The organism is Halomonas ramblicola (assembly GCF_030409215.1).
Taxonomy (GTDB): Bacteria; Pseudomonadota; Gammaproteobacteria; order Pseudomonadales; family Halomonadaceae; genus Halomonas; species Halomonas ramblicola.
On the sequence record NZ_JAUFPL010000032.1, the window covers coordinates 144,829 to 166,589 of the forward strand.

Consider the following 21,761-nt stretch of genomic DNA (forward strand, 5'->3'; position numbering starts at 1 on the left):
CAAGATGACGACAATAATGGTAGTGACCATGATCGCCCTGCTGCTGCTGGGCTTTCCGATGATGATCCCGCTGATCACCGCGGCGGTCATCGGCTTCTACATGATGTTCAACGGCCTGGGCCAGATGGATACCCTGATCCAGCAGATGATGGCCGGCATCCGGCCCGCCTCGCTGATCGCCGTGCCCATGTTCATCCTCGCCGCGGACATCATGACCCGCGGCCAGTCGGCCGATCGCCTGATCAACATGGTGATGTCCTTCATCGGCCACGTGAAGGGAGGGCTAGCGGTCTCCACCGCCGCCTCCTGCACCCTGTTCGGCGCCGTCTCCGGCTCCACCCAGGCCACGGTGGTGGCGGTGGGCTCGCCGCTGCGCCCCAAGATGCTCAAGGCCGGCTACTCGGACTCCTTCACCCTGGCACTGATCATCAACGCCAGCGACATCGCCTTCCTGATCCCGCCGAGCATCGGCATGATCATCTACGGGGTCATCTCCGAGACCTCCATCGCCGAGCTGTTCATCGCCGGTATCGGCCCGGGCCTGATGATCCTGGTGATGTTCTCGGTCTATTGCGTCGCCTACGCCCTGATCCGCGATGTCCCCACCGAGGCCAGGGCGAACTGGAGACAACGCTTCACTGCCGTTCGCCAGGCGCTATGGCCGCTGGGCTTCCCGGTGATCATCGTCGGCGGCATCTATGGTGGCGTCTTCAGCCCCACCGAGGCGGCGGCCGCCTGCGTGCTCTACGCCGTCTTCCTGGAGTTCATCGTCTTCCGCTCGCTGAAGGTGGCGGACATCTACGCCATCGCCAAGTCCACCGGCCTGATCACCGCCGTGGTCTTCATCCTGGTCGCGGCCGGCAACGGCTTCTCGTGGATCATCTCCTTCGCCCAGATTCCCCAGGCGATCCTGGATGCCGTGGGCATCGGCGAGGCGGGCCCCACCGGGGTGTTGATCGCCATCTGCATCTCCTTCTTCGTGGCCTGCATGTTCGTCGACCCCATCGTGGTGATCCTGGTGCTGACGCCGATCTTCGCCCCGGCCGTGGCGGCCACCGGCCTGGATCCGGTGCTGGTGGGCATCCTGATCACCCTGCAGGTGGCGATCGGCTCGGCGACGCCGCCCTTCGGCTGCGACATCTTCACCGCCATCGCCATCTTCAAGCGCCCCTACTGGGACGTGATCAAGGGCACTCCGCCCTTCGTGTTCATGCTGGTGCTGGCGGCGGCCCTATTGATCATGTTCCCGCAGATCGCCCTCTTCCTGCGCGACCTGGCCTTTGCTGACTGACCCCGGACACCAAGAGGAGAGGTGACGATGTTCAATCGGATACTGGTTCCGGTGGATGGCTCCAAGGGCGCCCTGCAGGCGCTGGAAAAGGCCGTGGGACTCCAGAAGTTGACCGGGGCCGAGCTCTACCTGCTCTGCGTGTTCAAACACCACAGCCTGCTGGAGGCCTCGCTCTCCATGGTGCGCCCCGACAAGCTGGACATCCCCGACGACGCCCTCAAGGAGTACGCCACCGAGATCGCCATGCACGCCAAGACCCAGGCGACGGAGATGGGCGTACCGGCCGACAAGCTACGCGCCTTCGTCAAGGGTGGGCGCCCCTCGCGCACCATCGTGCGCTTCGCCCGCAAGCGCGAGTGCGACCTGATCGTGATCGGTGCCCAGGGCACCAACGGCGACAAGGGCCTGCTGCTGGGCAGCGTCTCCCAGCGCGTGGCCGGCTCCGCCCACTGTCCCACCCTGGTGGTCTGACGCCTCGTCGCCGGGCCGGCATCGCCCTCTGGTGCGGAACCGGCCCGGCCCTGTTAGAGTCCCATGGGTTTGCATCCAACTTGAGGCGCACGAAGGAGCTGATTCGTTAAATAGCGGGCTATTCGCCTCATCAGATCGATAAACAAGGGACTCCCATGAAGAGACTGCTGACCACCGCCTCCCTCACCGCCCTGCTCGGCGCCGCCCCCCTGGCGCTGGCCGCCCCGGAAACCGACGACGAGAAGCTGGGCTACAGCCTGGGCGTCACCCTGGGCCAGAGCATCCAGCAGGACGTGGAGGACCTCGACGTCGACGCCTTCACCCAGGCGATCCAGGACGTCTTCGCCGGTGGCGAACTCGAGATGAGCGAAGAGGAGATGGCCGAGGCGCTGATGAACTTCCAGCAGCAGGCCATGGCGGCCCGCCAGGCCGAGGCCGAACAGGAAGCCGAGGCCAACCTCGCCGAGGGCGAGGCCTACCTGGCCGACAACGCCGAGGAGGAGGGCGTCGAGACCACCGACTCCGGCCTGCAGTACCGCGAGCTCGAGGCCGGCGACGGCGCCACCCCGGCGGCCACCGACACCGTCGAGGTGCACTACGAGGGCACCCTCATCGACGGCACCGTCTTCGACAGCTCCTACGAGCGCGGCGAGCCGGTCAGCTTCCGCGTCGACCAGGTGATCGACGGCTGGCAGGAGGCCCTGCAGCTGATGAGCGTCGGCGACACCTGGGAGATCGTGATTCCCGCCGAGCTGGCCTACGGCGCCCAGGGCCAGGGCCCCATCGGCCCCAACGAGACCCTGATCTTCAAGGTCGAGCTGCTCGACGTCGCCACCGAGGACTGAGCCACCCGATGACCCGCCCCTCGCGACTCGCCGCCGCCCTGGCGCTCACCGGCCTGGCGGCCATACCGGTCGCGGCCCAGGAGGAGCCGCCCGAGTTGCCGCGGCTGGGGGTGACGGGCGACGCCACCAGCGTCATCGGCGTCTCTTCCGGCGGCTACATGGCCACCCAGCTGGCGGTGGCCTGGCCCGAGCGCTTCGCCGGCCTGGGCGTGCTGGCCGCCGGGCCCTGGTCCTGCGCCCGGGGCTCACTGGGCCTGGCGCTCGGCCAGTGCATGACCACCCGCCGCGGCCTGCCCGACCCGGGAGACCTCGAGCTGCGCCTGGCCGACTATCGCGAGCGCGACCAGGTGGGTGACGCCGAGGCGCTCGCCGAATTGCGGGCCTTCGTCTGGCACGGCGGGGAGGACGACACCGTCGACCCGGCGCTGGGCGAGGCCCTGAGCGAACAGCTGGCGGCCTGGCTGGCCGCCCCCGACGACCAGCTGCGCCTGCGCCGGGACGACGGCATCGGCCACGGCTGGCCCGTCGATGCCGGCTCGGTGGCGGCAGAGGCGAGCGAACTGGGCGACTGCCGTCGCGGCGGCGGCACCCACCTGCTGGCCTGCGACCGGGACATCGCCGGCGCGGCCCTGGCCTGGCTGCACGGGGAGCAGGCACCGCCCGCCGACGGCGAACCGCGCGGTGAGCTGCGGCGCTTCGACCAGGGCGACTTCGACGCCAAGGGCCTCGACGACGCCGGCTACCTGTTCGTACCGGAGGGGTGTGAATCGGGGGAGTGCGCACTCACCCTGGCCCTGCACGGCTGCTCCATGGGGGCCGAGCAGATCGGCGAGGCCTTCGTGCGCCACAACGGGCTCAACGCCTGGGCGGCCACCAACCGGCGAGTGGTGCTCTACCCCCAGGTGGAAACCAGCCTGGCCAACCCCCAGGGCTGCTGGGACTGGTGGGGCTACGCCGAGAGCACCTGGCAGCTCGACCCGCTCCACGATACCCGCGAGGGCACCCAGGTGCGCGCCCTGATGGCCATGCTGGACCGGCTGCAGGAGTCGCCGCCCGACTGAGCCGGCTCAGAGCACCTCCTGCAGTGCCGCGCTGAGGCTATGGGGAGCCGGCGAGTAGAGCACCCGCCTCAGGATCTCGCCTTCCCGGTCCACCAGGTAGAGCGAGGAGCTGTGGTCCACGGTGTACTCCATGGCCGAGTCGGGAGCCTCCACCTTGCGCCACACCACCCCGTAGCGCTCGGCGATCTCCTCGAGCTGCGCCTGGCTGCCGGTGGCGCCGATGAAGTCGTCGCCGAAGAAGTCCGTGTACTCGGCCAGCCGCTCGACGGTGTCCCGTTCGGGGTCCACCGAGATCATCAATGGCACCACCCGTTCGCGCTGATCCGCCTCCAGGTCGGCCAACGCCTGGCGGATCACCGCCATGCTCATGGGACAGACGTCGGGGCAGTGAGTGTAGCCGAAGAAGACCACCGCCAGCTCCTCCTCCCCGAGTCGCTCGAGGGAGAAGTCGCCGTGGGTCGAGGGCAGCTCGATCGGCCCCCCCTGCAACTCGTTGCCGCTTCCCGCACTGCCGAACTGGTGCTGGAACCAGCCGACGCCGCCCACCGCCAGGATCAGCACGATGAGGGCGATGCCCGCCCAGATGCCCTTGCGTTTCATGGCGCCTCTCTCTCCACGTCGAAGTCGAATCCGCTGCCCAGCTTAGCATCGCGAGTCTCGACGATGACCCTGGCCCGCCAGGGCATCACCGCCTGGGTACAGATCGGGACCTGCCCCGCGCCGCGGAAGACGCCGTCAGCGTCGCGTGCCAGCGGGTAGCGGTGCAAGCCCATGTCCATCCCGCGTCCCACCAGGTCCACCCGCACCGAGGTCGCCTCGACGCCCTCCAGGGACACCTCGAGGGGCAGGATCTCCAGGGCGCCCACCTGGCCGTCCGCGCCGAGGTCCAGGCTCAGGTGACCGGCCTCGCCGAGCTCGGCCCGGCAGGGCCCATGGTGCAGGTCACAGCCCGGTGACGCGGGAAACCAGCGCACCTCCTCGGCCCCGCGCAGACTGTAGCTGGTCAGGTACCAGAGCGCCACGGCCACCGCGGCCAGGGTGACGAGGATCAGCAGCCGCAGCAGCGGCGGACGCGTGACGGCCGGGTCGGGGGAGGCGGTATCGGGCATGGCGAGGGACGACGTGACGGTTGCGGGAGCTGCCGGCAAGCTTATCAGCTTTCGGCTGTGGCAGACTGCGCAAGGATGTCGCAGGCAACAAGACCAAGGAGAACGACATGACGGAAGTGGCGGACGCGCTGGGCCCCCTGTTCCTGCTGATCCTGCTGGGGGCGCTGCTCGGCCGGCTGCGCCAGCCGAGCGGCGACTTCTGGGCCCAGCTGGAGCGCCTGATCTACTTCCTGCTGTTTCCCGCCATGCTGGTGGCCACCCTGGCCACCGCCGACGTCAGCCAGGTGCCGGTGGGACGGGTCGCCGTGGCGCTGCTGGGGGCCATGGGGCTCTTCGGCGCCCTGCTGTGGCGCCTGCGCGGCTGGCTGGGCCTGGCGGCGCCGGCCTTCACCTCGGCCTTCCAGGGGGCGCTGCGCTTCAATACCTACGTGGGCGTGGCCGGCGCCGCGGCCCTGCACGGCGCCCCCGGCGCCACGGTGGCGGCGGTCGCCGTGGCGCTGATGGTGCCGGTGGTCAACGTGCTGTGCGTGGCCAGCTTCATCGCCGCCGGCACCCTGGGCACCGGCAGCCTCGGCAAGAGCCTGGCTGCCCTGACCCGCAACCCGCTGATCCTCGGCTGCCTGCTGGGCATCGCCCTGAACCTCGGCGGCATCGGCCTGCCGGGCTGGAGCCAGGCCACGGTGGAGCTGCTGGGCCGCGCCGCCCTGCCGCTGGGCCTGGTCGCCGTGGGCGTCGCCCTGCGCCCGCGGGCGCTGATGCGCCTCGACCGCGGCACCTGGGCCACCAACCTGGTGAAGCTGGTGCTGATGCCGGCCCTGGTGCTGCTGCTGGCCCTGGGGCTGGGCCTCGACCCGGTGAGCCGCGACGTGGTCCTGCTGTTCGCCGCCCTGCCCACCGCCACCTCCGCCTATATCCTGGCCCGCCAACTGGGCGGCGATGCCGAGATGATGGCCGCGCTGATCACCGCCCAGACCCTGCTGGCGATGCTGACCCTGCCGCTATGGCTACGCCTGGCGAGCTAGATAAAAAACATTCGCATTCTTGTTGACACAATAAACGAGAATGATTACTCTTTCCTCAGTGGCGTTGATGAGGCGCCACTGCCAGGGCAGGACCCGCCAGTCTCCTGCCATGGTTTCTCCCTCCTCATTGCTAGTCACGGTCTTGTGCCACCCTCCCCGAGGGTGGCTTTTTTCGTTCACACGGTGCGCGAATAGCGGTTCTCCCCGGGATCGAGATAGGCGTCGAAGGCCATGGCCGCATTGCGCATCATCAGCCGGCCGGCGGGCAGCACCTCGATCGCGTCCCGGCGGATCGCCAGCAGGCCGTCGTCGGCCATTTCCTCGAGCTCGACGAGGGCGTCGGCGAAGGTGTCGCGGAAGTCGATGGCGTGACGCGCCTCGATGGCGGCGAAGTCGATGCGTCCGTGGCACATCAGGGCGTTGATCACGTCGCGGCGCAGGCGGTCGTCGGCGCTGAGCCGATAGCCACGCATCACCGGCAGCCCGCCCGCCGCCAGGCGATGCTGGTACTGGGCGGTCTCCTTGACGTTCTGGCCGTAGGTGTCGCCCACCCGGCCGATGGCGGTGATGCCCAGGCCGATCAGGTCGCAATCGGCATGGGTGGAGTACCCCTGGAAGTTGCGCTGCAGGGTGCCGTTCTCGCGGGCCAGGCTGAGCTCGTCCTCGGGCAGGGCGAAGTGATCCATGCCGATATAGACGTAGCCCGCCTCGGTGAGGCGGCGGATGGTCAGCTCCAGCAGTTCCAGCTTGCGCTCCGGCGGCGGCATGTCCTCGGGGCGGATCAGCCGCTGGGCCTTGAACAGTGCCGGCAGGTGCGCGTAGCTGTAGGCGGCGATGCGGTCGGGGCGCAGGGCGATGATCCTGTCCAGGGTGGTGTCGAAGCTGGCCACCGTCTGCAGTGGCAGGCCGTAGATCAGGTCGACGCTCACCGAGTCGAAGCCCGCCTCGCGGGCCGCGGCCACCAGCGCCACCACCTGCGCCTCGCTCTGCACGCGATTCACCGCCTCCTGCACCTCGGGATCGAAGTCCTGCACCCCGAAGCTCAGGCGGTTGAAGCCCAGCTCGCGCAGCGCCTGGATCTGCCCGGGGGTCACGGTGCGCGGGTCCACCTCCAGGGAGAACTCCCGTGCCTCGGGCTCGGCGAAGTGGAAGGCGGCGTCCAGGCTCGCCATCAGCTCGCCCAGCTGGGCGTGGCTCAGGTAGGTGGGAGTGCCGCCCCCCAGGTGGAGCTGGGTCATCCGCCGCGAGTCGTCGAACAGCGCCCCCTGGACGCGGATCTCCTGCTTGAGCCACTCGAGATACTCGGCGGCCCGCTCGCGGTTGTGGGTGATGATCTTGTTGCAGGCGCAGTAGTAGCAGAGGCTCTCGCAGAAGGGGATGTGCACATAGGCTGACAGCGGCTTGGGCGACGCGGGGCGGTTGCTGCGCTCGGCGGCCGCGCGGTAGTCGTCCTCGGCGAAGGCGGCGTGGAACTGCGGCGCCGTGGGGTAGGAGGTGTAGCGCGGCCCCGGGCGGTCGTACTTCTCCACCAGGTGGCGGTCGAAGGGCAGGTGATCTCGCATGGTCGAACGGCCTCTTGAAGATGCCGGGGAGTATGCCAGCCGCGGCGCGGCGCGTCGGTACCCTTCTGGAGGTAGGCACGACGCGGCGGCTACCCCCTCGGTGGGGGCCAGCCGGCGGCAAAGCAGGATGCCCCGCCTTGCAGCGTCGGATAAGATGTAGATACGTTGCATCTGTGGACACCCCGATCATCGGCGCGAGGCATCCGACATCCCATGCACCTGACCCGCTTCACCGACTACTCCCTGCGCGTGCTGCTCTACCTGGCGGTCAAGGGGGAACAGCGCTCGACCATCACCGAGATCGCCGAACGCTTCGACATCTCCCGCAATCACCTGATGAAGGTGGTCCAGGACCTGAGCCACCACGGCTACATCACCGCCATCCGCGGCAAGAACGGCGGCCTGCTGCTGCAGCGCGACCCGGCATCGATCTCGCTCGGCGAGCTGGTGCGCACCACCGAGCGCGACCTGGACCTGGTGGAGTGCTTCGGCGAGCGCAACGAGTGCGTGATCACCCCGGCCTGCCAGCTCAAGCACGTCCTCGCCGAGGCCCTGGAGGCCTTCATGGCCGTGCTCGACCGCTACACCCTGGCCGACCTGCTCGGTCCCCGCCGCCCGGGGCTGATCCGCCTGCTGCATATCGAGGAACTGCCCTCCGCCTCCTGAGGCCCCGCCGCCCACCGGGCCGCAGGCCGACATGACCCTCGGTACCGGCCACCGCTGACCGGGCCGGGACAGGCCGGCGGCACTCTGGCACCATGTGGGCTTTTCGGCGGGAGAGGCCTCCCTCTCGCCCCGGGAACGTCCCTGCCAGAGGAACACCGCCATGCTCCAGCGCCTCGTCCCGTCCATCCTCCTCATGCTGCTCGGCCTGGCCCTGGCCGGCCCCGTCAGCGCGCTGCAGTTCAACACCGCCGAGGTCGAGCGCCACGACGCCTGGCAGTCGATGACCCTGGTGCTCGGCGAGGAGCGTCTCTACCGCGCCGCGGAGGGCGACAGCTACGGCGACTCCCTGTTCAGCGTCAACTACACCCCCGGCGCCTGCGACGCCCCCTGGCTGGAGCTGCGCGTCGACCTGGGCGAGCGCCAGCCCGAGAGCCGCACGGTGAACCGGGTGCCCGCCGACCTGCGGGTCGACCACGAGACGATCCACACCGGCCGCGGCGAGTTCCGCGTCGAGCGCGGCGACAGCGGCTTCTACGTGCACTTCGACCTCGACGACCGGCCGCTGCTGCTGGACGAGTTGCGCCGCGGCGAGACCCTGCGGCTGCGCCTGATGCGCGGCCCCGACGACCCCTGGTTCATGGTCTTCGCCCTGGCCGGCGCCGACGCCGCCATGGACCGCGCCCAACGCGCCTGTCGCGCGGCGGTACGCTGACAGGCGCCGCCCGGCGCCGTATGCTGGACGCCGAGTCATCCATCACCCAGGACCCGACGAGACCATGCGACGCCTCTCCCTTGCCCTGCTGCTCACCGCCGCGCTGCCGACCCTCGCCTTCGCCCAGGCCGCTGCCGACCCCGATGTCGTCCTGCACACCAGCGAGGGCGCCATCGGCCTCGAACTGTTCGAGGAAGAGGCGCCGCAGAGCGTCGAGAACTTCCTCGCCTATGCCGAGGCGGGCCACTACGACGGCACCCTCTTCCACCGGGTGATCGACGGCTTCATGATCCAGGGCGGCGGCTTCGACGCCGACTTCCAGCAGAAGCCCACCCGCGAGCCGATCGACAACGAAGCCGACAACGGCCTCTCCAACCGCCGCGGCACCCTGGCCATGGCGCGCACCGGCGATCCCCACTCGGCCACCGCCCAGTTCTTCATCAACGTCGCCGACAACCCCTCCCTCGACCACGTCAGCCCGCAGTCCGGCCGAACCTGGGGCTACGCGGTGTTCGGGCGCGTGGTAGAGGGCATGGAGGTGGTGGACACCATCAAGCGCCTGCCCACCGGCAACCGCGGTCGCTTCCAGGATGCGCCCCAGGAGGCGGTGGTGATCGAGCGTGCCGAGATTCGCCGAGAGCTCCGCTGAGGCCGCCATGCGCAACCGCTACCTGCTGATGCGCCACGGCCACAGCCAGGCCAACGCCCGCGGGATCATCGTCAGCAGCCCCGAACGCGGACTCGACGACTTCGGCCTCTCGCCCACCGGCGAGGCCCAGCTCGAGGCCCTGCTGGCCGACTGGCGCTGGCCGGCCCCGACCCAGGCACTGCACTCCGACTTCCGGCGCACCACCGAGACCGCCGCCCGGGTGGCGGCATGCTTCGGCCTGGCCCTGGAGCCCGAGCCGCGCCTGCGCGAGCGCCACTTCGGCGAGCTGGAGGGCCAGGGCGACGACCGCTACCCGGAGGTCTGGGCCCGCGACGCCGAGGCCTCCGACCACCGCGCCTTCGGCGTGGAGCCGGTGAGTGCCGTGGCGACGCGCATGCGCGCGGTGGTCGACGCCCTGGAGGCGCGCCACCGCGGCGAGACCCTGCTGCTGGTCAGCCACGGCGACCCGCTGCAGATCCTGCTCGCCGCCCTGGAGGGCCAGCCACTGACCCGCCACCGCGACCGCGCACCGCTGGCCCCGGCCAGCATCACGCCGTTCGGCGACTGACGGACGAGGGAGGCTGACGTGGCGAGGCTGCTGTTCCGGCTGGGTAACGTGCCCGACGAGGAGGCCGAGGAGGTGCGGGCCCTGCTCGAGGAGCACGGCTTCGACACCTACGAGAGCCGGGCCGGCTTCTGGGGCCTGGGGGTGGCGGCGATCTGGCTGCGCGACGAGGCGCGCTATACCGAGGCCCGCGAGGTCCTCGACGCCTACCAGCGGGGGCTCAGCGAACGGGTCCGCCGGGAGCGCGACGACCTGGCCGCGCGGGGCGAGGCCCCCACACTGTGGAAGCGGCTGCGCCACCATCCCGGGCGGATCCTGCTGCTGGCCATCGCCGCCCTGGCGATCCTCGCCGCCTCGACCCTGCCCTTCCTGGGCCTGATCGACTGACCCGCGACCACCACGCCAGACGACGACGCCCCCGCCGGCCGGGGCCGACGGGGGCGTCGTTCGGTGGTGAGGGCGTCCCCTCCCGAGATCAGCTGCGGATCAGGTGGTCGAAGGCCCCCAGGGCGGCGCGGGAGCCCTCGCCCATGGCGATGACGATCTGCTTGTAGGGCACGGTGGTCACGTCGCCGGCGGCGAAGATGCCGGGCACGCTGGTCATGCCGCGCTCGTCGGTGATGATCTCGCCGCGCTCGGAGAGCTCGATGGGCGAATCCTTCAGCCACTCGGTGTTGGGCACCAGGCCGATCTGCACGAAGACGCCCTCCAGCTCCAGGTGGCGCAGCTCGCCGCTGGCCCGCTCCTCGTAGGTGAGGCCATTGACCCGGCTGCCGTCGCCGTTCACCGCGGTGGTCCGGGCCCCCTTGATGATCTCGACGTTGGGCAGGCTGGCCAGCTTCTTCTGCAGCACGTCGTCGGCGCGCAGCTCGTCCATGAATTCGATCAGGGTGACCCGGGCCACCAGGCCGGCCAGGTCGATGGCCGCCTCGACGCCGGAGTTACCGCCGCCGATCACCGCCACGCGCTTGCCCTTGAACAGCGGGCCGTCGCAGTGCGGGCAGTAGGCCACGCCCTTGTTGCGGTACTCGGCCTCGCCGGGCACGCCCATCTCGCGCCAGCGGGCACCGGTGGCCAGCACCAGGGTCCTGGCCTTGAGGCTGGCGCCGGATTCGAAGCGTACCTCGTGCTCGCCGCCCGGGCGGGGAGCCGGCACCAGCTCGATGGCGCGCTGCAGGTTCATGATGTCGACCTCGTACTCCTTGACGTGCTCCTCCAGCGCTGCGGCCAGCTTGGGGCCCTCGGTCTGGGGCACGGAGATGAGGTTCTCGATGGCCAGGGTATCGAGGACCTGGCCGCCGAAGCGCTCCGCGGCCACGCCGGTGCGGATGCCCTTGCGCGCGGCGTAGACAGCCGCCGCGGCGCCGGCGGGGCCGCCACCGATCATCAGGGTATCGAAGACCGGCTTCTCGCCGAGCCTGGCGGCCTCGCGCTCGGCGGCGCCGGTGTCCACCCTGGCCAGGATCTGCTCCAGGCTCATGCGGCCCTGGTCGAAGGGCTCGCCGTTGAGGTAGACGCTGGGCACCGACATGATCTCGCGCTTCTCTACCTCGTCCTGGAACAGCGCGCCGTCGATGGCCACGTGGCGCACCTTCGGGTTGAGGATGGCCATCAGGTTGAGCGCCTGGACCACGTCGGGGCAGTTCTGGCAGGAGAGCGAGAAGTAGGTCTCGAAGTGCAGCTCGCCCTCGAGGCCCTTGATCTGCTCGATCACATCACTGCTGGCCTTGGGCGGATGGCCGCCGATCTGCAGCAGCGCCAGCACCAGGGAGGTGAACTCGTGGCCCATGGGAAGGCCGGCGAACACCAGGCCGGTGTCCTCGCCGGGGCGGTTCAGGGCGAAGGACGGGCGACGCGCGTCGCTGCCGTCGGTGCGCAGGGCGATCTTGTCGGTCAGGCCGACGATGTCGGTCAGCAGGCCGTGCAGCTCCTGCGACTTGGCGCCGTCATCGAGGGACGCGACGATCTCGAAGGGCTGGGTGACCTTGGCCAGGTAGGCCTTGAGCTGGTTTTTCAGATTGTCGTCCAACATGACAGCGTTCCTTCATGTTCGGGTTTCGGGATCACGAGGGGGCCGTGCGATGGCCATGCGGCACCGCCATGGGTCTCGTGATGCGAAAACGGGGCCCCGGGCAGGGGATGCCCGGGGAAGGGCGGCGAGGCCCGGGGCGGGGCCTCGCAATATTTCTACTTGGGAAACTGCTGATTCATGTCGCGAGCGAAGAGAGGTTGGCCGCCGCCGGAGCGCAGAAACCGGAGCCTATGCGGTACTAGGTGAGGATTTCGAGCACCGCCGGCGGCCAAGATATCGAGCGCAGCAATGAATCAGCGTTTCCTTAGATCTTGCCGACCAGATCCAGGGAGGGAGCCAGGGTCTCTTCGCCTTCTTCCCACTTGGCCGGGCAGACTTCGTTCGGGTTGGCACGCACGTACTGGGCGGCCTTGACCTTGCGCAGCAGCTCCTCGGCATTGCGGCCGATGTTGCCGGCGTTCAGCTCGATGATCTGGATCTTGCCGTCCGGGTCGACGACGAAGGTGCCACGCTCGGCAATGCCGTCTTCCTCGATCAGCACCTCGAAGTTGCGCGAGATGGCATGGGTCGGGTCGGCCAGCATCGGATAGGTCAGCTTGCCGATGGTCTCGGAGCTGTCGTGCCAGGCCTTGTGGGTGAAGTGGGTGTCGGTGGAGACGCTGTAGATCTCGACGCCCAGCTTCTTGAACTCCTCGTAGTTGTCCTGCAGGTCGCCCAGCTCGGTGGGGCAGACGAAGGTGAAGTCGGCCGGGTAGAAGAAGAAGATGCTCCACTTGCCCTTCAGCTTCTCTTCGGTCACCTCGACGAACTCGCCGTTATAGTAGGCGGTGGCCTTGAACGGCTTGACTTCGGTGTTAAGCAGGGACATCGAACGGTGCTCCTCTAGACTTTCGTTGAATGTAGCGGGTGAATACGGGAGGCATGGTAGCCCGCCCGGGTTGATAGCGTAAATTGAATGGTGCCATGGCGCCGATAATTCAACCCTATGGCCCATCACGGCAGGCGGTCCCACACGCCTGCAGAGGGCACACGCCCGGGCCGAGCCCGGGCGTTCGTGCGGCGCCTCAGGCGTGGCCGGCGCTGAGGATATGGTGCAGGCCGGCACACTCCACCAGGGGATCCTCGCAGTTGACCACCACCTCGGTGTGGCCCAGCACATAGCCCTTGCCGGTGATGGTGTTCTCCACCACGGTGTGAGGGCCCTCCTCGCGGGTGCTGGTGAAGGTCCCGATGAAGCCGGTCTCGCGCAGCGAGACGGTCTCCAGGTGGTCGCCGGGGCGGATACGGCCCTCGTGGTGCATCAACGCCAGGCGCGCCGAGGTGCCGGTGCCGGTGGTGCTGCGGCAGATCACCCCCGGATGCACGTAGGTCGTCGAGCGTGAGCGATAGAAGTCGTCGGCCACCTGCTCCACCGGGCCCATGAAGTGCAGGAAGGGCAGCGGCCCCACGTCACCGAGGGTGTAGTGGGAGAAGCCGCGCTCGGCCTGGATCGCCTCGACGATCCTGTGGGCGCAGTCGGAGAGGGCGCGCTCCTCGTCCGGGGTCAGGTGGAAGCCCAGTTCGGCGGCGTCCACCAGGGCGTAGAAGCCGCCGCTGTAGGCCACCGAATAGGTCACGTCGCCCACTCTGGGGACGTGGATGCTGGCGCGGTAGGTGTCGATGTAGCTGGGCAGGCCCCCACAGGTGATCGCCTCCACCACGCCGCGTTCGACCTTGGCCTCGATGTTGACCAGGCCCGCCGGGGACTCCAGCTTGAAGTGCTGGACGCCCTCCTGCTTGGGCACGATACCCGCCTCCAGCACCGCCGTGGCGGTGCAGATGGTGTTCGAGCCGGAATAGATCGGGTAGCCCATCACCTCCATGATGATGTAGCCAGCGGCCGCCTCGGGGTCGGTGGCCGGCACGATCAGGTCCACCGACATCTCGGGGATGCCGTAGGGCTCATGCAACAACAGCTTGCGCAGGCCGTCGGCGTCGTCGCGCAGGTAGTGCATCTGGTCGCGTACGGTGGCGCCGGGCAGGGCGTCGATGCCACCCAGCACGATGCGGCTGACGTCGCCGCCGGCGTGGGTGTCCATCATCCTGAAGGTCAGCGATTGGCTCATGCCGGACCCTCCGGGTCGGCGAGGGCGAAAGGGGCACCGTGCTCCTCCCACTGGGCATCGGGCACGATGACGATCTTGCCGAGGAAGTTGCTACCGCGGCTGACGAAGTAGCGCTCCGCCGCGTGCAGGTCCGACAGCCGGAAGGCCGCGTGCAGTACCGGCTTGAGCCGGCCCTCGCGGATCCACGCGACGAGCTGCTCGGCCTCCTCGCGGGTGCCGTGGGAGACGCCGAAGATCTGCACCTGGTAGAGGTAGATGCGCGTCCACATGATCTCGCTGAGGTTGCCGCCGCTGGCCCCGGCGATAGAGAGCCGCGGGTAGCTGGTGCGCGCCTGCATGTCGCCGATCATGGTGTCGATGAAGCGGTCGGTCATCTCGCCGCCCACCAGGTCCATCACCGCGTCGATGGGCGTGCCGCCGGTGGCCTCGAGCACCCGCTCGACGAAGCTCGGCAGGTCACCGCGATCGATCACCGCCTCGGCGCCCAGCGCCAGCAGGGCGTCGGCCTTCTCGGGCTGGCTCACCGCATAGGGGATCGCCCCCACGATGCGACACAGCTGGATCAGCGCGGTGCCCACCCCGCCGCTGGCGCCGCTGACCAGCACCCGCTCGCCGGCGGCGACACGCGCCGAGGTCATCATATGGTAGGCGGTCTGGTAGGAGCACATGCCCATGGCGGCGAGCTCGGCATCCCGCAACTCCGGGTTGGGCACGTGGTGGAACTGGTCCGAGGGCAGGGCCACGTACTCGGCGAAGCCGCCGTCGGCGCCGTGACCATAGTAGTCGGGCGTCAGGTTGAGGTCGCGACGGGCATCGGCATAGAGGTTGAAGTCGAGCAGGCCGCGCTCGCCGATACGCCCGGCGTCGACGCCCTCGCCCACCGCCACTACGCGGCCGGCGATGTCGGCGCCCTGGATGCGCGGGAAGGTCAGGGTCGCCTCGCCGCCCATGGCGAAGGAGGTGACGTCGCCCTTGTCCTTGGTCGGGTAGAGCCCCTCGCGGGCCTTGCGGTCGGTGTTGTTCTTGGCGGTGGCGGTGACGCGCACCAGTACCTCGCCCGGCCCGGGCTGCGGGACGGGGACGTCGTCGCGGTAGACCAGCTTGTCGACGTCGCCGTGACCGGTCAGCAGCATGGCCGACATGGTGGCGGGAACGGGCGCGTCGGGGGTTGAAACTGCCATCTGCTGCCTCCTCGGTGGGGCCCCGTGCGGGGCGTGGGTTCCAGGCGAGACGATAGCAGACTCCCCCGGCCTCGACCGATAGGCCGGGGCCCCGGATCGACCGCCGATCCTTTTCGTTTTCGGGCCCGGAAATTGCGGTTTTTTTCTTCCCTACGCCTCGACCCGGTCGCGGCCGCCTTCCTTGGCCCGGTAGAGACAGCGATCGGCACGCCCGTAGAGCCGATCGAAGTCGTCGCCCTCCAGCGCCTCGGCCACCCCGATGCTGACCGTCAGGCGACGGCCGGCGGCCGCCCCGGGCAGCGGCATCTCGCCCACCGCCCGGCGGATCCGCTCGGCCAGGCGACGCGCCGCCGCCAGGCCGCTGTCGGGGACCAGGATGGCGAACTCCTCGCCGCCCAGGCGCACCACCAGGTCGACCCGGCGCGTCTGGTCCTCGAGGAGCCCGGCGAAGCCGATCAGCACCCGGTCGCCCAGGGGATGGCCGAAGGCATCGTTGACGCGCTTGAAGTGATCGAGGTCCAGCAGCAGCAGGCTCAGCGGAGTGCCATGTCGCGCCCGGCGCTCCAGTTCCTGGGCGGCGGCCTCCAGCAGGCGCCGGCGGTTGAACAGGCCGGTCAGTTCGTCGGTGCGGCTCTGCTCGCGCATCGCCTCGCGCTGGCGGTGCAGCTTGAGCAGCATGACCATCACCGCCCCCGCCGCCGCCAGCACCAGCAGCAGCAGGATGGCCACCGCCAGGGTCAGCCGCACCATCAGTCGACGCTGGTCGGCCGAGGCCTGGTGCAGCAGCTCGTTGAGCTCGCTGTAGGCCCAGGCGAGGCTCTCTTCCACCGCCATGCCCAGCTCGAGCAGTGCCTCGCGATCCGGCTCCGCCAGGCCCTCCTCCTCGGCCGCCGATACCGCCTCCGAGAGCCGGGGCAGGCGGGTCTCCACCCAGGCCAGCTCCTCGAGCAACGGCCGGTAGTCGGCCGGGGGAAGATCGCTGCGCTCCAGCTGGCGGCGGATCCCCTCGATCCTCAACGGGATCCGCCACAGCAGGTCGTTGGCCTGCGCCACATGCCCGGGGGACGGGCGAGCCAGCAGGTTATCCAGGCTCAGGCGCAGCCGCGTCGGGTCCTCCTGGGCACGTACGACGTCGGTGACCATGGCGGTGTAGTTGGCCCCCACCAGGCGCCGGGCCTCGGCCAGGTAGTAGCCGAAGGCCAGCGCACAGACGCCGGTCAGCAGCAGGAAGGCGAGCAGCAGGCGGGCACGCAGCTGTCGACTCGACAGCCGCCTCACAAGGCGCTGACCTCACGGATCGCCCAGATCCAGCGGCTCATGGGTTCGCTGCCCCGACGCACCGCTTCGACGTCCGCCGGCACCACCAGCATGAAGGGGCCGAGGTAATCGCGCGCCAGCGGCGCGCCGTCCAGACGGGTGACCAGCAGGTAGGCCTTCGCGTCGCGCTGGGCCGGGGTCAGGAAGGTGGTGTAGTCGTCGTGGGCGATGAAGCGCACCCGCCGCGCCTCGTCCAGCCCCTGGTCGGCCAGGAAGGCGTCCAGCCACACCCCGGAGAACCGCCCCTCCGGGCCCTCGGGATGGTGCATCTCCACGTGATGCAGCCCCGTTCGCTCGATCTCCTCGAGGGAGAGGCGGCGACTCTCGCTGCCCTGCGACACCACCAGGGTGACCTCCTCGGACTGGGCGGTGGCGGGCAAGGCGATGGCCAGCAGCAGCCCGCCGAGCAGCGACAGGAAAGGCAAAGGCCGAGCGAGGACGCGCATGACAGGCTCCCGGGATGCGGTGATGGGTCGACTATCGCCAACCCGAGCCTGGCTGTCCACGTTCGGCGACAGTGGCGTCTCAACGCCTGCCGAACGGCCGTGCCTCAGTCGCGCCGATTGACGGCGGCAATCGCCTCGCCGGTGTGGTGAATATGGGCGAGCAGGCAGCGCCCGGCCCGCTCGCCGTCGCGGGCCTTCAGCGCCTCGAGTATCTCGCGATGCTCCTCGGTGGACTGCTCCCAGCGTCCCAGCTGGTCCAGCGCCAGGTAACGGGCGCGCTCCAGCTGGCCCAGCAGGCGCCGGTGGGTCCTCTCCAGCACGGGGTTCTTGGCCCCCGAGACGATGAGCGCATGGATGCGCTGGTTGAGGGCGAAGTAGGCGTCGCGATCGCCCTGGTCGAGCAGCTTCTCCAGGCGCAACTGGAGCTTCTCCAGGCGCTTGAGCTCGCTGGCGGTCATGCGCTCGGCCGCCAGGGTGGCGGCCAGGCTCTCCAGCCCGGCCTCGACCTCGAACAGATGTTCCAGCTCCTGGGGATCGATCAGCGAGACCTGGGCGTTGCGGTTGCGTCGCAGCGTCACCAGGCCATCGTTGGCCAGCATCTTCAGGGCCTCGCGCAGCGGCGTGCGCGAGATCCCCAGCTGTTCGCACAGCTCCGGCTCGACCAGCCGCTGACCCGGGGCCAGGCGCCCGTGGACGATCAGGTCGTGCAGCGCCTCATAGGCTTCCTCCGCCAGCGAGGGGGTCGTGATACGCCGCCGCCCGAGCAGGGCAGCACCTTCCGTTGTCATGTCAACCATTCCTCTTCGGTGAGGAGACGCGGCGATTGTCTCCGAACTGTCGGCCAGGAAACAATCAATCGACGGATGTCGGGGCCTCGGCGATGCGACGCCCCACCAGCCCGGCGAGGGCCTCCGGAAGCCCCCGGCAACCCTTCTCGGGGGGCGGGGCGAAGCTGCCGCCGGAGGGCGGCGTGACCGCCATGTCGACGAGCGTCTGGGCCTGGTGCAGGGCACAGGTCACCCCGTCCAGGGCCGGTACCGGCAGACGGTCGGCCACGCTCCGGGCCAGGCCGGCCAGGGGAGCTCCGGCGAGGATCAGCACGTCGGCGCCATCATCCTGGACCGCCCGCTCGGCCAGGGCCACCAGGCGTTCGCCCTGGTCCTCCTGGACCCGGCCGATGTGCGCCAGGGGCTCGTCCAGGGCGCGGATGCTGGCCAGGCGGTCGGCGAAGCCATGCGCGGCGATGGCTTCACGATACCAGGCCTGGATGCGCTGGGAGATGGCGATCACCGAGAAGCGGCTGCCGACCTGGCAGGCGCTGACCAGGGCGGCCTCGGTCATGCCCACCACCGGGATGGGCAGGATCTCGCGCAGGGCGGTGAGGCCCGGGTCGCCGAAGGCGGCGACCACCACGGCGTCGTGGCCGACATGTCGCTCGGCCGCCACCTGCATGGCGGCATAGCCGCCGATCTGGGCCTCGGCGCGGGTCTCGATGTAGGCCACCCCGAAGGGGGCGGTGGCCAGGGTCAGCTGGGTACCGGGCCGGGTGCTGCGTCGCGCCTCGGCCTCGATCAGCCGCGTCACGTCGCGGGAGATGTTGGGATTGATGACGAGGAGTCGCATGGCGTGTTCCTTGGATCGTTATGGTGTTGGGGCGGCTCAGTAGCCCAGGGCGCGGGGCAGCCAGGTGACGATGCCCGGGAAGGCGATGCAGGCGATCAGCACGGCGTACTGGAAGGCGATGAAGGGCCAGGCGCTCTTCATCAGTTCGTTGAGGCTGATCTTGGAGATGCCGCACATCACGAACAGCAGCACGCCCACCGGCGGCGTCATCATGCCCACCACCAGGTTCATCACGAACAGGAAGCCGAACAGCAGCGGATCGATGCCGTAGGCCAGGGCGATGGGCGCCAGCAACGGCACCAGCATGATGTAGGCGGCGTTGGACTCGATGAACATGCCCACCCCGATCAGCAACGCCATCACCAGCAGCAGGAACACCAGCGGATCCTGGGTGACGCCCTGCAGCCAGCTGGTCAGCTGCATGGGGATCAGGTCGATGGTGAAGGCGAAGGTCATGGTGGAGGCGAAGGCGATCAGTGCGCCGACCATGGCGGCGGTCACCGCGGCGTTGAACATCGCCTTGGGCAGATCGGCCAAGCGCAGCTGGCGGGTCACGAAGAAGCCGATCACCAGCGCATAGACCACGGCGATGGCCGCCCCCTCGGTGGGGGTGAAGGCCCCGGCGACGATGCCGCCCACCACCACGATGGGCATCAGCAGGATCGGCAGGGCCCGCCAGGTCTGCACCAGCACGTGCCTGAGGCCGATCACGCCCCCCGCCAGGGGATAGCGGCGACGCATGGCGATGAACGACGCCAGCCCCATGAACCCCAGGGCGAGGATGATGCCCGGCACCACGCCGGCCATGAACAACCCGCCCACCGAGACCGAGGAGCCGGCCATCAGCGCATAGACGATCATGGCATTGCTGGGCGGGATGATGGCCCCCAGGTTGGCCGCGGAAGCGACCACGGCGCTGCTGTAGCCGGTGTCGTACTGCTGGCGCATGGAGGGCACCAGCGAGCTGCCCAGTGCGCTGGCGCTGGCCACGGCGGCCCCGCTCACCGCCGCCAGCACCATGCCGGCGACGATGGCCACATGGGCCAGGCCACCGTGCACGCGGCCGATCAGCGAGTTGGCGAAGTCCACCAGGCGCTGCAGGATGCCGGCGGCCACCATCAGCTCGCCGGCCAGCATGAACAGCGGGATGGCCATCAGCGGGAAGCTGTTGACCGAGTGCATCATGCGCTGGGGCAGCACCGTGAAGTCCATGCCGCCCACGTAGAGGCCCACCAGCGACGCCAGGCCCAGGGCGAAGGCCAGGGGCATGCGCAGCAGGGCGAAGCCCAGGAAGGTGAAGATGATGGCCGGGGTCATGATGCGGTCCCTCCACGGCGTTCGGGCGCGCTGGGCAGGGGCTCGAGGCGCAGGGCCTGGGCCACCAGGTGCAGGCAGCTGTGGCCGGCGCAGACCAGCACGGCGATGTAGAAGACGGCGGCGGTGATCGGCAGGGTCGGCATCAGCTCCTGCCACTTGCTGGCCACGGCGCCGAGGCTGATCCAGAACAGCGCGGCCATCATGGCGGCGCCGATCCAGGCCATCAGCTGGGCCAGGCGCCGCTGCAGCGCCTCGGGAAAGTGGGAGACCAGGGCGTCGATCCCTACGTGGATGCCCACCTTGATGCCGTGAGGGATGGCCAGGAAGATCGCCCACACGAAGAACAGGCGCGACAGCTCGTCGGCGGAGTCGATGGACCCGGCCAGCACGTAGCGGGTGAAGACCTGGGCCGAGACCAGCAGGGTCATCATGCCCATGGCCACCAGGATGGCGTAGTAGGACGTCCGGTCGAGCAGCGCCAGAAGGTGCAGGAAGTGGCGCTTGACCGGGCTGGAGGCGTGCGCCTCCAGCCGCTGCCAGGCGGGTGTCATGATTCGAGCTCCTCGAGCACCCGGTCGACCACCTCGGCGCCGATCTTGTCGCGCAGGTCGTCCACCACCCCCTGGCTCGCCTCGCGCAGGGCGGCACGGGTGTCGGCGTCGATCGGGGTGAACTCCATGCCGCGCTCGATCAGCGTCTCGCGGGCCGCCTCGTCCTCCTCGGCGGCGGTCTGGCGCTGCCAGGCCACGGCTTCGTCCATGGCCTCCTGGACCGCCTGCTGGTGTTCCTCGCTCAGGCCGTCGAAGGTATCGCGGTTGGCCACCACCACGATGAAGTCATAGAAGTGCCCGCTGTCGGAGAGATGCTGCTGAACCTCGTCCAGGCGCTTGGTGCTGATGATGCTGTAGGGGTTCTCCTGGCCATCCAGCACGCCCTGCTGCAGGGCGCCGTAGACCTCGTTGATGTCCATGGAGACCGGGTTGGCGCCGATGGCGCGGAAGGTGTCCAGGTGGGTCTCGTTGGGCTGCAGGCGAATCTTCAGGCCTTCGAAGTCCTCGATAGCCTCGATGGGCCGCTCGCTGTTGGTCACGTGACGGAAGCCCAGCTCCATGTAGCCCAGGGCGGTGAAGCCCTTCTCGGCCAGCTTCTCGTCGAGCAGCTCGCCCACCTCGCCATCGATCAGTTCGAAGGCCTCCTCGCGGCTGTCGAAGGCGAAGGGCAGGCTCAGGGCCTCGAGTTCGGGCACGGTGCGCGACAGGTAGGAAATGCCGATCCAGGTGCCGGCGATGACGCCGGTGCTGACCTGGTCGACGTTCTCCCCGGCGCCACCCAGCTGCATGTTGGGGAACAGCTCCGCGGTGACCTCGCCGTCGGTGCGCTCGGCGAGCTGCTCCTGGAAGATCTCCATGGCACGGCTGCTGGAGTGGTCGTCGGTGAAGTTGCCGCCGAAACGCAGGTTCTCGGCGCTGGCCATCAGCGGCGTCCCCAGGCCCAGGGCCAGGAGCAGGACGGCGGCACGGTTGGCAGGGCGCGTTGTTGTTGTCATGCGGGAATCCTCTTCGTTGAGCGGGTGGGGAAAATCGCCCCCTGGGTGATGCCGGGCGACTAGGAGAAACCATAGGACAGGCTTCACAGAAATACAAAATACCGAATACTGTTTTTTTATTTTTTGTTATAAAACAAATACTTGATCTTTTATTTTTTGGCGCTTTTATGCCGAACCGGCAAATTCGACTTGCAAAATCGCGCGGCTGTGCAAGGCTTTATTGGGTACACCGGATACAGTA

At 69.0% G+C, this 21,761-nt stretch carries 24 protein-coding genes; 10 read left to right on the top strand and 14 right to left on the bottom strand.

The window, feature by feature from the left end:
• Positions 1-4 precede the first annotated feature (4 nt).
• From QWY80_RS14725 to QWY80_RS14740, 4 genes are all read left to right on the top strand, one after another.
• Positions 5-1,291, top strand: a complete 1,287-nt coding sequence (locus tag QWY80_RS14725; RefSeq protein ID WP_290232969.1) for a TRAP transporter large permease — start codon at positions 5-7, stop codon at positions 1,289-1,291.
• Between the two features lie 27 nt (positions 1,292-1,318).
• Positions 1,319-1,762, top strand: a complete 444-nt coding sequence (locus QWY80_RS14730) for a universal stress protein (protein ID WP_290232971.1) — start codon at positions 1,319-1,321, stop codon at positions 1,760-1,762.
• A gap of 155 nt (positions 1,763-1,917) precedes the next feature.
• Entirely contained in the window at positions 1,918-2,607 is a 690-nt protein-coding gene (bamJ, locus tag QWY80_RS14735) for a BamJ family beta-barrel-assembly machinery protein (RefSeq protein WP_290232973.1), read from the top strand.
• A gap of 8 nt (positions 2,608-2,615) precedes the next feature.
• A complete protein-coding gene (locus QWY80_RS14740; protein ID WP_290232975.1) occupies positions 2,616-3,668 on the top strand; it encodes a prolyl oligopeptidase family serine peptidase in 1,053 nt (350 codons plus the stop codon).
• 6 nt (positions 3,669-3,674) lie between these two features.
• Here the strand turns inward: QWY80_RS14740 and QWY80_RS14745 are convergent, their stop codons facing one another.
• Both QWY80_RS14745 and QWY80_RS14750 read right to left on the bottom strand, forming a co-directional pair.
• Complete coding sequence (locus QWY80_RS14745) at positions 3,675-4,268, bottom strand: SCO family protein (protein WP_290232977.1); 594 nt, start codon at positions 4,266-4,268, stop codon at positions 3,675-3,677.
• Positions 4,265-4,777 carry a hypothetical protein gene (locus tag QWY80_RS14750; RefSeq protein ID WP_290232979.1) on the bottom strand — a complete coding sequence of 171 codons (513 nt, stop codon included), beginning with the start codon at positions 4,775-4,777 and terminating at the stop codon, positions 4,265-4,267. The genes QWY80_RS14745 and QWY80_RS14750 overlap by 4 nt, the downstream gene beginning before the upstream one ends.
• Positions 4,778-4,884: 107 nt before the next feature.
• On the opposite strand from QWY80_RS14750, the gene QWY80_RS14755 reads away from it, so the two are divergent.
• Positions 4,885-5,799: an AEC family transporter gene (locus QWY80_RS14755; RefSeq protein WP_290232981.1), complete on the top strand. Its 915-nt coding sequence runs from the start codon at positions 4,885-4,887 to the stop codon at positions 5,797-5,799.
• 176 nt (positions 5,800-5,975) lie between these two features.
• Here the strand turns inward: QWY80_RS14755 and hemN are convergent, their stop codons facing one another.
• A complete protein-coding gene (gene hemN, locus QWY80_RS14760) occupies positions 5,976-7,361 on the bottom strand; it encodes an oxygen-independent coproporphyrinogen III oxidase (RefSeq protein WP_290232983.1) in 1,386 nt (461 codons plus the stop codon).
• Between the two features lie 213 nt (positions 7,362-7,574).
• Here hemN and QWY80_RS14765 point away from each other — a divergent pair, with 213 nt between their 5' ends.
• From QWY80_RS14765 to QWY80_RS14785, 5 genes are all read left to right on the top strand, one after another.
• Complete coding sequence (locus QWY80_RS14765) at positions 7,575-8,027, top strand: Rrf2 family transcriptional regulator (protein ID WP_290232985.1); 453 nt, start codon at positions 7,575-7,577, stop codon at positions 8,025-8,027.
• 160 nt (positions 8,028-8,187) lie between these two features.
• Positions 8,188-8,739, top strand: coding sequence for a hypothetical protein (locus QWY80_RS14770; protein WP_290232988.1), 552 nt, complete (start codon positions 8,188-8,190; stop codon positions 8,737-8,739).
• A 64-nt stretch (positions 8,740-8,803) separates the two neighbouring features.
• Positions 8,804-9,388, top strand: coding sequence for a peptidylprolyl isomerase (locus QWY80_RS14775; RefSeq protein WP_290232991.1), 585 nt, complete (start codon positions 8,804-8,806; stop codon positions 9,386-9,388).
• Positions 9,360-9,956 (top strand): histidine phosphatase family protein, encoded by a 597-nt coding sequence (locus QWY80_RS14780; protein WP_353960457.1) that lies wholly within the window; start codon positions 9,360-9,362, stop codon positions 9,954-9,956. Before QWY80_RS14775 ends, QWY80_RS14780 begins: the two co-directional genes overlap by 29 nt.
• A gap of 18 nt (positions 9,957-9,974) precedes the next feature.
• A complete protein-coding gene (locus QWY80_RS14785) occupies positions 9,975-10,340 on the top strand; it encodes a DUF6164 family protein (RefSeq protein WP_290232993.1) in 366 nt (121 codons plus the stop codon).
• An 88-nt stretch (positions 10,341-10,428) separates the two neighbouring features.
• Here QWY80_RS14785 and ahpF read toward each other — a convergent pair whose 3' ends face one another.
• The 11 genes from ahpF to QWY80_RS14840 form a co-directional block, all read right to left on the bottom strand.
• Positions 10,429-11,985, bottom strand: a complete 1,557-nt coding sequence (gene ahpF, locus QWY80_RS14790) for an alkyl hydroperoxide reductase subunit F (protein WP_290232995.1) — start codon at positions 11,983-11,985, stop codon at positions 10,429-10,431.
• 304 nt (positions 11,986-12,289) lie between these two features.
• Positions 12,290-12,853, bottom strand: a complete 564-nt coding sequence (gene ahpC, locus QWY80_RS14795) for an alkyl hydroperoxide reductase subunit C (protein WP_290232998.1) — start codon at positions 12,851-12,853, stop codon at positions 12,290-12,292.
• A 196-nt stretch (positions 12,854-13,049) separates the two neighbouring features.
• Positions 13,050-14,090, bottom strand: a complete 1,041-nt coding sequence (locus tag QWY80_RS14800) for a proline racemase family protein (protein WP_290233000.1) — start codon at positions 14,088-14,090, stop codon at positions 13,050-13,052.
• Complete coding sequence (locus QWY80_RS14805) at positions 14,087-15,271, bottom strand: zinc-binding dehydrogenase (protein WP_290233002.1); 1,185 nt, start codon at positions 15,269-15,271, stop codon at positions 14,087-14,089. Before QWY80_RS14805 ends, QWY80_RS14800 begins: the two co-directional genes overlap by 4 nt.
• A gap of 150 nt (positions 15,272-15,421) precedes the next feature.
• Positions 15,422-16,549, bottom strand: a complete 1,128-nt coding sequence (locus tag QWY80_RS14810; protein ID WP_290233004.1) for a GGDEF domain-containing protein — start codon at positions 16,547-16,549, stop codon at positions 15,422-15,424.
• A complete protein-coding gene (locus tag QWY80_RS14815; protein WP_290233006.1) occupies positions 16,546-17,034 on the bottom strand; it encodes a hypothetical protein in 489 nt (162 codons plus the stop codon). The genes QWY80_RS14810 and QWY80_RS14815 overlap by 4 nt, the downstream gene beginning before the upstream one ends.
• Before the next feature lie 104 nt (positions 17,035-17,138).
• Entirely contained in the window at positions 17,139-17,822 is a 684-nt protein-coding gene (locus QWY80_RS14820) for a GntR family transcriptional regulator (protein ID WP_290233009.1), read from the bottom strand.
• A 64-nt stretch (positions 17,823-17,886) separates the two neighbouring features.
• The gene (locus QWY80_RS14825) at positions 17,887-18,657 is read right to left on the bottom strand and encodes an aspartate/glutamate racemase family protein (RefSeq protein WP_290233011.1); all 771 of its coding nucleotides are present in this window, start codon (positions 18,655-18,657) and stop codon (positions 17,887-17,889) included.
• A 36-nt stretch (positions 18,658-18,693) separates the two neighbouring features.
• The gene (locus tag QWY80_RS14830; RefSeq protein WP_290233015.1) at positions 18,694-19,974 is read right to left on the bottom strand and encodes a TRAP transporter large permease; all 1,281 of its coding nucleotides are present in this window, start codon (positions 19,972-19,974) and stop codon (positions 18,694-18,696) included.
• Positions 19,971-20,525: a TRAP transporter small permease gene (locus tag QWY80_RS14835; protein WP_290233017.1), complete on the bottom strand. Its 555-nt coding sequence runs from the start codon at positions 20,523-20,525 to the stop codon at positions 19,971-19,973. The genes QWY80_RS14830 and QWY80_RS14835 overlap by 4 nt, the downstream gene beginning before the upstream one ends.
• On the bottom strand, positions 20,522-21,520 hold the full coding sequence (locus tag QWY80_RS14840; protein ID WP_290233019.1) for a TRAP transporter substrate-binding protein: 999 nt from the start codon (positions 21,518-21,520) through the stop codon (positions 20,522-20,524). The genes QWY80_RS14835 and QWY80_RS14840 overlap by 4 nt, the downstream gene beginning before the upstream one ends.
• Positions 21,521-21,761: the final 241 nt, after the last annotated feature.

Coding starts and splice junctions, on each gene's coding strand:
- QWY80_RS14725 (WP_290232969.1), top strand. CDS start 5: ATGACGACAATAATGGTAGTGACCATGATCGCCCTGCTGCTGCTGGGC.
- QWY80_RS14730 (WP_290232971.1), top strand. CDS start 1,319: ATGTTCAATCGGATACTGGTTCCGGTGGATGGCTCCAAGGGCGCCCTG.
- bamJ (WP_290232973.1), top strand. CDS start 1,918: ATGAAGAGACTGCTGACCACCGCCTCCCTCACCGCCCTGCTCGGCGCC.
- QWY80_RS14740 (WP_290232975.1), top strand. CDS start 2,616: ATGACCCGCCCCTCGCGACTCGCCGCCGCCCTGGCGCTCACCGGCCTG.
- QWY80_RS14745 (WP_290232977.1), bottom strand. CDS start 4,268: ATGAAACGCAAGGGCATCTGGGCGGGCATCGCCCTCATCGTGCTGATC.
- QWY80_RS14750 (WP_290232979.1), bottom strand. CDS start 4,777: ATGCCCGATACCGCCTCCCCCGACCCGGCCGTCACGCGTCCGCCGCTG.
- QWY80_RS14755 (WP_290232981.1), top strand. CDS start 4,885: ATGACGGAAGTGGCGGACGCGCTGGGCCCCCTGTTCCTGCTGATCCTG.
- hemN (WP_290232983.1), bottom strand. CDS start 7,361: ATGCGAGATCACCTGCCCTTCGACCGCCACCTGGTGGAGAAGTACGAC.
- QWY80_RS14765 (WP_290232985.1), top strand. CDS start 7,575: ATGCACCTGACCCGCTTCACCGACTACTCCCTGCGCGTGCTGCTCTAC.
- QWY80_RS14770 (WP_290232988.1), top strand. CDS start 8,188: ATGCTCCAGCGCCTCGTCCCGTCCATCCTCCTCATGCTGCTCGGCCTG.
- QWY80_RS14775 (WP_290232991.1), top strand. CDS start 8,804: ATGCGACGCCTCTCCCTTGCCCTGCTGCTCACCGCCGCGCTGCCGACC.
- ahpF (WP_290232995.1), bottom strand. CDS start 11,985: ATGTTGGACGACAATCTGAAAAACCAGCTCAAGGCCTACCTGGCCAAG.
- ahpC (WP_290232998.1), bottom strand. CDS start 12,853: ATGTCCCTGCTTAACACCGAAGTCAAGCCGTTCAAGGCCACCGCCTAC.
- QWY80_RS14800 (WP_290233000.1), bottom strand. CDS start 14,090: ATGAGCCAATCGCTGACCTTCAGGATGATGGACACCCACGCCGGCGGC.
- QWY80_RS14805 (WP_290233002.1), bottom strand. CDS start 15,271: ATGGCAGTTTCAACCCCCGACGCGCCCGTTCCCGCCACCATGTCGGCC.
- QWY80_RS14815 (WP_290233006.1), bottom strand. CDS start 17,034: ATGCGCGTCCTCGCTCGGCCTTTGCCTTTCCTGTCGCTGCTCGGCGGG.
- QWY80_RS14820 (WP_290233009.1), bottom strand. CDS start 17,822: ATGACAACGGAAGGTGCTGCCCTGCTCGGGCGGCGGCGTATCACGACC.
- QWY80_RS14825 (WP_290233011.1), bottom strand. CDS start 18,657: ATGCGACTCCTCGTCATCAATCCCAACATCTCCCGCGACGTGACGCGG.
- QWY80_RS14830 (WP_290233015.1), bottom strand. CDS start 19,974: ATGACCCCGGCCATCATCTTCACCTTCCTGGGCTTCGCCCTGCTGCGC.
- QWY80_RS14835 (WP_290233017.1), bottom strand. CDS start 20,525: ATGACACCCGCCTGGCAGCGGCTGGAGGCGCACGCCTCCAGCCCGGTC.
- QWY80_RS14840 (WP_290233019.1), bottom strand. CDS start 21,520: ATGACAACAACAACGCGCCCTGCCAACCGTGCCGCCGTCCTGCTCCTG.